The organism is Acidovorax delafieldii 2AN, from assembly GCF_000175235.1.
GTDB classification, from domain to species: domain Bacteria; phylum Pseudomonadota; class Gammaproteobacteria; order Burkholderiales; family Burkholderiaceae_C; genus Acidovorax; species Acidovorax delafieldii_B.
On sequence record NZ_ACQT01000159.1, the window covers coordinates 1 to 8,768 of the forward strand.

The window sequence follows — 8,768 nt, forward strand, 5'->3', positions numbered from 1 at the left end:
CCCCGAACCGGCACCGGTGACCGCCGTGGCCAGCCCGGCAGAGGGTGCCGCCGCTGCGCCGCACATCGTCAATCCCGAAGAGCTTTTCGACATCCAGCAGCAGGCAGAGTTCTTTGTCTCGGTGGGTGAGCACGATCAGGCCGTGGACGTGCTCAAGAAGCACATTGCTGCGCACCGGGAAACTTCGCCGTCCGCCTACCTCGAACTTCTGCGGCTGTACCACACGCTGGGCCGTTCGGACGATTTTGCGCAGCTGCGTGCGCAGTTCTGCAGCCATTTCAACGCCCAGGTTCCCGAGTTTTCGGCGTTTAGCCGCCAGGGGCGCACGCTCGAGCACTACGTGGATGCGCTGGCTGCCATCGAAGCGCAGTGGTCCGCAGCGTCCGTGCAGGGGCTGCTCGAAAAATACCTGTTTGTGCGCAATGGCCGTTCCGAGGCCCCTGCCTTCGACCTGGCTGCATACGATGATCTGCTGCTGCTGCTGGCCATTGCACAGACCACGCCGGCCAGCCTGCGCGGCGCACCGCCGCCACGCGCGCGCAGCACGCCGCTGGCCCCACAGGGAGGAGAGACATCGGCCCCGGCTGCGGCGCCTGCTCCGTCCATCGCAGCGGCAAGCAGCGCTGCACACATTCCTGCCCCACAAGGGGGCGTCGCTTCCGGGGAGAGGGCCGCTCCCCCACCCATGCCTGCTGCGGCGGAGCTGCCGCTCGATTCGGTCGCGGCCGGCCTTGAGTTTGATTTTGGCCAGTCTTTCGTTGCGAAGCCGCTTGCCATTTCGCCGCCGCCGGCGCCGTTCGAGGCCCACGAACTGGATCTGGATCTGTCCGATCCACCCCACCTGACCCTCAGCGACTTGCCGCCGGTTCCCGTCACAGCGCCGCCAAGCGCGGGTCAGCCGGTAGGCTTTGGCATGGCCAACGACCAGGTCGAGGTGCGCCTGGAGCTGGAGCAACGCAAACCCGAACCCAAGCTTTAACCCATCGGCACCGCCAGAGGGGCCTTTGGGAGCTGACCTGGGCAGGGATCTGGTTTTCAGTCGGTGTTCTGCTCCATGTGGGCCATCAGCGTGCGGGCCGCCGCTTCTGGATCGGGCGCATTGACCAGCGCACGCACCACGGCAATCGAGCCCACGCCCGTGGCTAACACCTCGGCAAACTGCTCGGCACCGATGCCGCCAATCGCCACCAGCGGATAGCTGCGCATCAGGCGCGCGTAGACCGACAGGCGTCCCACGCCCTGGGGCACGGTGGCCATCTTTTTGAGTGTGGTGGGAAACACCGCCCCCATGGCGATGTAACTCGGGCCCACGGCATCGGCGCGCACCATTTCGGCATAGCCGTGTGTGCTCACGCCAAGGCGCAGGCCCGACGCGCGCAGCGCATGCAGCTCGGCGGGCAGCAGCGCATCGAGGTCTTCCTGCCCGAGGTGAACACCGTAGGCGCCGGCTGCAATGGCCTGCCGCCAGTGGTCGTTGATGAACAGCAGCGCCGGTGTGCCCTGCACGGCCTGCACGGCCGCCGCTACCTCGCGTGCCACAGCGCTGGGGTCGTCCGATTTGAAGCGCAACTGCACGGTGGGTACGCCGGCCCGTGCCATGCGGCCCACCCACTGCGCATCGGGCAGTACGGCATAGAGCCCCAGATCTTGCGGGCAGGCGGCGAAGCCATGCGCACGCGGCAGGGTCTGCAGGCCGAAATCCTGCGGCTCGTGCGGCCATTGCTCCGGCGCGAAATGGCCGGTGCGCAGTGCGCGTGCCTGCCAGGCGCGGGCCAGGCACTCGGCATCGTGGGCCACAAAGCCAAGATCGCTGCAGGCCTGCAGCGCGGCCTGGTACACGGGTTCGGTCGAGGCGGGTGCAGGCGCGGGTTGCGGCGGGAAGCCCGGAAACGCAGCAGCATGGTGCTGCACGATGGCCCGCCGCAGCGCGGCGATATCACGCATGGGCGTGGTGCCAGAAAGGGGTGCCCAGCACCGGGGTGCTGGCCTGGGCCGCGTCCTGGGCCGCCATGGTGCCTGCCCGGCGTGCGGCCCGGCCGGCCTGCACGGCGTCGGCAAATGCTCCGGCCATGGTCACGGGGTCTTGCGCCAGCGCCACGGCAGTGTTCAGCAACACGCCGTCGTAGCCCCATTCCATGACCTGGCAGGCGTGCGATGGCAAGCCCAGACCGGCATCCACCAGCAGCGGCACGTCCAGGCGTTCGCGCAACAATTGAAGCGCATAGGGGTTCATGGGGCCACGGCCGGTGCCGATGGGCGCAGCCCATGGCATGACGGCCTGGCAGCCCACATCGACCAGGCGCTGGCACAGCACCAGGTCTTCGGTGCAGTAGGGCAGCACCTTGAAACCATCCTTGATGAGTTGCGCGGCGGCCTGTACGAGGTTGAGCGTGTCGGGTTGCAGCGTGTAGTCGTCCCCGATCAGCTCCAGCTTGATCCAGGGGGTGTTGAACACTTCGCGCGCCATGTGCGATGTGGTCACGGCTTCCTGCACGCTGTGGCACCCTGCGGTGTTGGGCAGGATGGGCACGTCCAGGCGGCGCAGCAACTCCCAGAAGCTGTTGCCGGCGTCTGCGCCGCTGCTGCCCTGGCGGCGCAGCGAAGCGGTGAGCATGGCGGGGCGCGCGCGTTGCACTGCCGCTTCGAGCACGCTGGGCGATGGGTACCGGGCGGTGCCCAGCAGCAGCCGGCTGGCGAAGGTTTGTCCGTAAAGGACCAGGGCGTCGTCTGTAGGGGAAGAGGTCATGGCAAGCAGTGGGGTTAGCCACCCGTCACAGGAGAGATGATTTCCACCCGGTCACCGTCGGCCAGCACGTGCTCGGCATAGCGGGCATTGGGCACGAAGACGGTATTCACCGCCACGGCAAAGGGCGGGCGCGCCGCCAGGGCGGCGATGGCGTCCGCCACCGTCGCGCCGTCCGGCAATTCGCGGGGGGTCTGGTTGATCAGGATGTTCATGGGGCCGCTGGGGTGTCTTCTCCGATGGGCAATGCAAGATCAAACCGGGATGCCAGCGGCGATTGTCCGCTGGCCATGAGTTCCAGCACCACGTCGAGCATGGCCGGGGCAATCATGAAACCGTGGCGGTACAGGCCATTGACCTCCAGCACACGTGGGCGTGGTCGGCGCACCGCTGGCAGATTGTCGGGCAATGTGGGCCGGCACTGGGTGGCGATTTCAATGATGCGGGCTTCGGCAAAACCCGTGTGAACGGCATAGGCTGCGCTCAGCAGTTCGAGCGTGGAACGCACGCTGGCCGGCGACAGGTCTTCAGACTCGATTTCGGTCGCACCGATGACGAAAAGATGGTCTTCCTTGGGCGCAATGTAGATGGGGTAGCGTGGATGCACCACGCGCGTGGGCCGCCGCAGGGTAACTTCAGGCGCGTGCACGCGCACCACCTCGCCGCGCACACCGCGCAGGGCGCGCCACTGGTTCCTTGCGCCCAGACCGCGGCAATCGATCAGCCAGTCGGCCTGTCCCGGCGTACCGGGCGCAAACTCGGCCGGATCGCGGGGCGTGTGCCAGTGGCAGTGCACACCCAGCCGGCCCATCTCATGCACCAGCGTGGCCAGCAGCTGGCGGTTGTCGAGCTGGCCTTCGCCCGGCAGGTACAGCCCCTGCACGAAACGGTCTGCCAGGGTGGGCTCGGCCGCGGCCACGCCGGCACCGTCCAGCACCTGCATCGCGGGCAGATCGGGGATGGTGTTTTGGGTGGCTTGCAGCAGACGTTGAAGGCGCTGCGCCTCTGCGGCGTCCTGCCGGTGCCAGACGATGAGCGTGCCTTCCTGCTGAAAGAACACCGGCTGCGTCAACGACGCCAGCATCTGCGGCCAGCGCGTGAGCGAATATTGCCCCATGCGCACGACGCCGGGCTCGGTCACTGCGGACTCGGCCAACGGCGCCAGCATGGCGGCTGCGATGGGCGCAGCGGCATGCTCGGCAGCCGGACCGCCGCTGTCGAAAACCTCGACGGCATGGCCCTGGCGGGCCAGTTCAACGGCCAGAAGCCGGCCCATGAGGCCGGCACCCAGAATGACAATGGAGGAAGGTTGGGGTTTCATGCGTCCTTCTGTGAGCAACAGGAGGACAAAACGGGGCTGTGCCGTTGCTGGAAACTCCCCACGCCAGCATTACCTGGATCGGGTAGCGGAGCCCAGCGCCGCAGCGGCTGTTGAATGGCTCCAGGGTCTTTCTCAGTCGCGCGCCACACTGGCGGGACACCCCTGTTTCGTCCGTAGGCAGGAATTACAGCATATCCCCTTGCGCGCCGGCTTGACCTGGCGCATAGGCCATAATTTTTGCCATGACAATTCCCACGCCTCCCGCTTCGCCGCAGCCGCGCTATGTGCGCGTGTTGTCCATCGCCGGCTCCGACAGCGGCGGTGGCGCGGGCATCCAGGCCGACCTCAAGACCTTCTGCGCCCTGGGGTGCTACGGCATGACGGCCATTTCTGCCATCACGGCCCAGAACACGCTGGGCGTGACGGGGATCCACGGGGTGCCGCCCGACATGCTGCGCGCGCAGATCGATGCCGTGGCCCAGGACATCGGCGTGGACGCCGTCAAGATCGGCATGCTTGCATCCCCCGATGTGGTGCGCGTGGTCGCCGAGGCCATCCGTGCGCACGGGCTTCCCCATGTGGTGCTCGACCCCGTCATGGTGGCCACCAGCGGTGACCGGCTGATCGCCAGCGAGACCGTGCAGGTGCTGGTGAGCGAGCTGTTTCCCCTGGCGGAGGTGGTCACTCCCAACCTCGACGAAGCGGCGCTGCTGCTGGGCCACCCGATCGATGGCATCGATGCGCTCGAGGATGCAGCCCAGGAACTGCTGCGCCTGGGGGCGCCCGCGGTGTTGCTGAAAGGCGGGCACCTCAAAGGCGAGCGCGTGGTGGACCTACTGGCCACGCAGGCAGGCCTGCGCAAGCGCCTTGAAAGCGCCCGCATCGCCACGCACAACGGCCATGGCACGGGCTGCACCCTGTCGTCGGCCATTGCCGCCTTTCTTGCGCAGGGGCATGAACTGCCCGAGGCCGTGGAGAAGGGCCGCGCCTACATTCTGGGTGCCATCGCGGCCGGGGCGCAGGTGCGCACCGGCCGCGGCCACGGCCCGCTCAACCACGGTTTTGCCCCGATTGCCCAGCGCGTGCTGGATGGGGTGATGGCGGCGGTTTGAAGTGTTTTGTGCCTGTGGTGCTCGTCCCATAAGCGCCTGCAGCTATGAAAAATGGAGCAATGACCGCAAGGCCCTGCCGGCAGCCTGGGCTCTGATGGCGCACGGCACGAACCCCCAAGTCGCTGGCTGCCGGATAGCGCCTGCCAGGGCAGGCGCCCGCTGGCTTCAGGGCGGCGGGCGGCACCGCGCGGTGGTTCAGGGGCGCGGGTGCGTCGCCCATGCCAGGGCAAAGCTGAAGCCCAGCGCCGGCAGTGCGGAGCCCAGCCCAGCCAGCACCAGCGGTGAGAGGTGGTACACCGCGATCCCCAGCAGCCACAGGACCACGCAGCCGGGGTGCACCCGCCGGGCCGTGATCAGCAGTGCGCCCGCGTCGGCACGCCCGGCCAGGCGACCCAGGATGACGCCAAACAGTGGCACGAACACCGAGCTCAGCAGCAGCAGGAAGGGCTCAAGGCTGTGCATCGGCAGCGCCAGCGCCAGCGCCGTGCTCAGCGCTGTCAGGGCCAGGCCCCAGCGGCGCACGCTCCAGCGGGGGGCAAGGCTGTGTGCCGACACGGCGCCGGAATAGGTGTCGCCGTAGGCGTTGTCCACCTCGTCCACCAGGATCAGCGACAGCGCGATCAGTCCACCCTGCGCCAGCAGCAAGGCCTGCACGAGGTTCTCGCTGGGCAGCGTGAGGGCCACCAGGATCCCGAGGGCGTAGCACCACATGTTGGCCAGCGCGTACCCCAGCCAGGTGCCGCGCAGGGCGTCGCCGCCGCGCTTGCCGTGGCGAGCGTAATCGGCCACCAGCGGCAGCCACGAGATGGGCATGGCGATTACCAGGTCCAGCGCCGGCAGCACGCCCATGCCGCCTTCCCCCTTGCGGCCCCACAGCGCGCCAAGCCCCTGGGCATGGGCCAGTGAAAGGAATTGCCAGCTCAGCCACAGCAGCGACAGCACCACGAGCGGCAGGGCCACCCGCGCGATCACTTTGCGCACCAGCCGCACCATCGAGCCGCTGATGAGCAGCATCACCACGCCGCCCCATGCCAGCGTGGCCAGCCAGGGCCATTGGGTCCCCGCCATGGCGCCCGCCTGGCGCCCGATGGCCACCGTGGCATCGCGCATCACCACGAGCTCGAACGCACCCCAGCCCAGCAGCTGTGCAATGTTCAGCACCACCGGCAGCCGCGCGAAAGCACGGCCATACACGGCATGCATCAATCCCGCGCTGGCCAGGCCGCTTTCGCAGCCGATCTTGGCCACCCAGCCCAGCAGTCCGGCACCCAGGACGGAGCCCGCCACGATCGCCAGCATCGCCTCCTGCGTGCCCAGCGCGGGCATGAGGTAGGCGCCCACCTGCATCACCAGCAGCCCCACCCCCAGGCTGAACCACAGCGATGCATGGTCGTGCCAGTGGAACACGCGCTGCTCGGTGGCTACAGGTGTCAGCGCCTCATTGGCGGTTGCGGTGGATGTTTTCATGCGGATTCTTGCGGTACATGCGAGGCAGCGCCGGGCCGGGCGCTGCGGGCGTACAGGGGCTGGCGAACGGGTTCTTCCCTGCGCGAGGATGGTCGTGGCGGTTGCGTAGTGGCCCGGCCGGCGTTCAGGCAGCGTTCAGGCGCCGATCCTGCTCGCGTGTTGCGTAGAAGCGGGTTTTTTGTGCGTACATGGCCTGGTCCGCGCGGTGCACCACGGCTTCGACGGAAGCGCCCTCCAGCGCGCAGGCCGATCCCATGGACACTTCGATGCTTTGCCCCGGGTAGAACTGGTTGTTCAACTCCAGCAGCGAAAGAATGCGCTCTTGCATCGCCAGGGCGCCGCGCTCGTCCGTTGCAGGCAGCAGCACCATGAATTCATCACCGCCGATCCGGGCGGCGCACGCCGGTGCATCGACCGCCTTGGCCAGCACCTCGCCAATGCGGCGCAACATGGCGTCGCCTGCGGCGTGGCCGTGCTCGTCATTGACCGCCTTGAGCCCGTTCATGTCGATGGCGATCACCGACAGCGGCCACGGCCCCTTGCGGGACAGGCGGTTCAGCTCTTCCATGTAGAACGCACGGTTGCGCAACTGCGTCAGCACGTCGTGCTTGCCCAGGTATTCGAGGTAGGCCTCGGCTTTCTTGCGCGCGGTAATGTCCACCAGCGACAGCAGAACCAGCCCCCAGTTCTCGGCATGGCTGGTCATGACGGAAAACTCGAGGTGGATGTGCAGCGTGTCGCCCGTCAGCGCATAGTTCACCACTTCGCGCTGCTGCACCAGCTTGCCCTCCCACAGGTCCTGCAGCTGCTCGGCGAACGACTCGTACATTTCCCCGCGAAAGACCCGCGACAGGTTCTGCACCAGTTCCACCTTGCTGCTGGCCGCGAACATCTCGAGCGTGCGGTGGTTGACGTCGATCACGCGGATTTCATGCATGCAGCGCGTGACGAACTCGGGGTGCACCTTCAGGAAGGTTCTGAAATCGGTGATTCCGCGTGATCGCACTTCGTCCAGCAGCCGCTTCACCTCGCTGAAGTCTTCCACCCACAGCGATACCGGCGAGTACTCGAACAGGTCCCGCGCATATTGCTCGCTGTGCAGCAGGCGTTCCTTGCCGCGAACCTCGGCCGTCACATCTTCGAGGGACACCAACACGCGGTTCCAGCTGTCTTCATAGCCGGGCAGCACGCGGGCGCGGACCTGAACGTCGAGCCGGCGCCCATCCAGGGCATAGTTCACCGACCGGGTCTCGAAGCCCTGCCGGCCCTCCCACAGCGCCAGCAGTTCGGCCACGATGCTGTCGAGCATGTCGCCTCGGAACACCTCGTGCAGACGGCTTTGCAGCGTCTGCTGGTCGGGGGCCTTGAACAGGTCCAGGGTGTACTGGTTGACCTGCAGCACCTTATACGCCTGGCTGCAGCGCTGCAGCCGCAGCGGATCCTCGTGCAGGAATGCCAGCAGATCGGTGACGCCTTCGGCACGCCATTGGTCAAACAACTGTTTCAGCCCGCTGTAGTCCTCCATCCACAGGGACACGGGGGCAAGGTCGAACATGTCTTCAAAGTCCAGACCGGTAGCAAGAGAATGGGTCAACACGAACACCTCCGCCGGCCATTATTGCCGACGCTGGCTGTGCTCGGAGCCTGGATGGGGATGCTGCGGGCCGGTTCGTGCGGCCGCCTGATCGCGGGGGCGGGGGCCTCAGCGGCTTGCGACGCCGAGCAGCGCCTGCAGCTTCGCGCTGCTGGTTGTGTATTCCAGCGGAAGCTTGCATCCCGCGAGCCATTCAGCCGCGCCAAAGGCGGCGAGGGTGGCTTCGTGGAAGCCGCTCAGGATGAGCTTGCGCTTGCCAGGGTAGGTGATGGCGTCGCCCACGGCGTGGATGCCGGGCACATTGGTGGCAAAGGTGGCGGGGTCCACCACGAGCTGTTTGCGCTCCAGCGCCAGGCCCCATTCGGTGATGGGCCCCAGGCGCGGCACCAGACCCAGGCGCACGAGCAGCAGGTCCAGCGGCAGGCGCTGCGGCGTGCCTTCAGGCGTGGTCAGCTCCAGCGCCACGAGGCGCCCTTGTTCTTCCTCGATGCCGCTGGCCACGCCGATGGCGACATCGATGCGGCCGGCCGC

The 8,768-nt window shown here is 67.3% G+C and carries 8 protein-coding genes and 1 pseudogene; 2 read left to right on the forward strand and 7 right to left on the reverse strand.

Translation table 11 applies throughout. The features are described from left to right. Nucleotides 1-979: pseudogene (locus ACDELDRAFT_RS16010) on the forward strand (hypothetical protein); the annotation flags it as partial. 56 nt (nt 980-1,035) lie between these two features. On the opposite strand, the gene ACDELDRAFT_RS16015 reads toward ACDELDRAFT_RS16010, so the two are convergent. Genes ACDELDRAFT_RS16015 through thiO form a run of 4 tightly spaced genes read right to left on the reverse strand, consistent with a single transcriptional unit; the run spans nt 1,036 to nt 4,064 of the window. Further along, nucleotides 1,036-1,944 (reverse strand): thiamine phosphate synthase, encoded by a 909-nt coding sequence (locus tag ACDELDRAFT_RS16015; RefSeq protein WP_005798681.1) that lies wholly within the window; start codon nt 1,942-1,944, stop codon nt 1,036-1,038. After that, nucleotides 1,937-2,746: a thiazole synthase gene (locus ACDELDRAFT_RS16020; protein WP_005798683.1), complete on the reverse strand. Its 810-nt coding sequence runs from the start codon at nt 2,744-2,746 to the stop codon at nt 1,937-1,939. The genes ACDELDRAFT_RS16015 and ACDELDRAFT_RS16020 overlap by 8 nt, the downstream gene beginning before the upstream one ends. A 14-nt stretch (nt 2,747-2,760) precedes the next feature. Then, a complete protein-coding gene (gene thiS / locus ACDELDRAFT_RS16025; RefSeq protein WP_005798685.1) occupies nt 2,761-2,958 on the reverse strand; it encodes a sulfur carrier protein ThiS in 198 nt (65 codons plus the stop codon). Then, nucleotides 2,955-4,064: a glycine oxidase ThiO gene (thiO, locus tag ACDELDRAFT_RS16030; protein WP_005798686.1), complete on the reverse strand. Its 1,110-nt coding sequence runs from the start codon at nt 4,062-4,064 to the stop codon at nt 2,955-2,957. Before thiO ends, thiS begins: the two co-directional genes overlap by 4 nt. Before the next feature lie 242 nt (nt 4,065-4,306). On the opposite strand from thiO, the gene thiD reads away from it, so the two are divergent. Continuing rightward, the gene (thiD, locus tag ACDELDRAFT_RS16035; RefSeq protein WP_005798688.1) at nt 4,307-5,176 is read left to right on the forward strand and encodes a bifunctional hydroxymethylpyrimidine kinase/phosphomethylpyrimidine kinase; all 870 of its coding nucleotides are present in this window, start codon (nt 4,307-4,309) and stop codon (nt 5,174-5,176) included. Nucleotides 5,177-5,371: 195 nt separating this feature from the next. Here thiD and ACDELDRAFT_RS16040 read toward each other — a convergent pair whose 3' ends face one another. The 3 genes from ACDELDRAFT_RS16040 to ACDELDRAFT_RS16050 all read right to left on the reverse strand — a co-directional run. Further along, a complete protein-coding gene (locus ACDELDRAFT_RS16040) occupies nt 5,372-6,643 on the reverse strand; it encodes a purine-cytosine permease family protein (protein WP_005798689.1) in 1,272 nt (423 codons plus the stop codon). A gap of 124 nt (nt 6,644-6,767) precedes the next feature. Then, nucleotides 6,768-8,198, reverse strand: coding sequence for a sensor domain-containing diguanylate cyclase (locus tag ACDELDRAFT_RS16045; protein WP_050784188.1), 1,431 nt, complete (start codon nt 8,196-8,198; stop codon nt 6,768-6,770). A gap of 147 nt (nt 8,199-8,345) precedes the next feature. Beyond that, the coding region (locus ACDELDRAFT_RS16050) for an FAD-dependent oxidoreductase (protein ID WP_005798692.1) at nt 8,346-8,768 on the reverse strand (423 nt) is incomplete at its 5' end.

Bases quoted from the DNA above. Each gene is read 5' to 3' on its own strand.
- ACDELDRAFT_RS16015 (WP_005798681.1), bottom strand. From the start codon at position 1,944: ATGCGTGATATCGCCGCGCTGCGGCGGGCCATCGTGCAGCACCATGCT.
- ACDELDRAFT_RS16020 (WP_005798683.1), bottom strand. From the start codon at position 2,746: ATGACCTCTTCCCCTACAGACGACGCCCTGGTCCTTTACGGACAAACC.
- thiS (WP_005798685.1), bottom strand. From the start codon at position 2,958: ATGAACATCCTGATCAACCAGACCCCCCGCGAATTGCCGGACGGCGCG.
- thiO (WP_005798686.1), bottom strand. From the start codon at position 4,064: ATGAAACCCCAACCTTCCTCCATTGTCATTCTGGGTGCCGGCCTCATG.
- thiD (WP_005798688.1), top strand. From the start codon at position 4,307: ATGACAATTCCCACGCCTCCCGCTTCGCCGCAGCCGCGCTATGTGCGC.
- ACDELDRAFT_RS16040 (WP_005798689.1), bottom strand. From the start codon at position 6,643: ATGAAAACATCCACCGCAACCGCCAATGAGGCGCTGACACCTGTAGCC.
- ACDELDRAFT_RS16045 (WP_050784188.1), bottom strand. From the start codon at position 8,198: ATGTTCGACCTTGCCCCCGTGTCCCTGTGGATGGAGGACTACAGCGGG.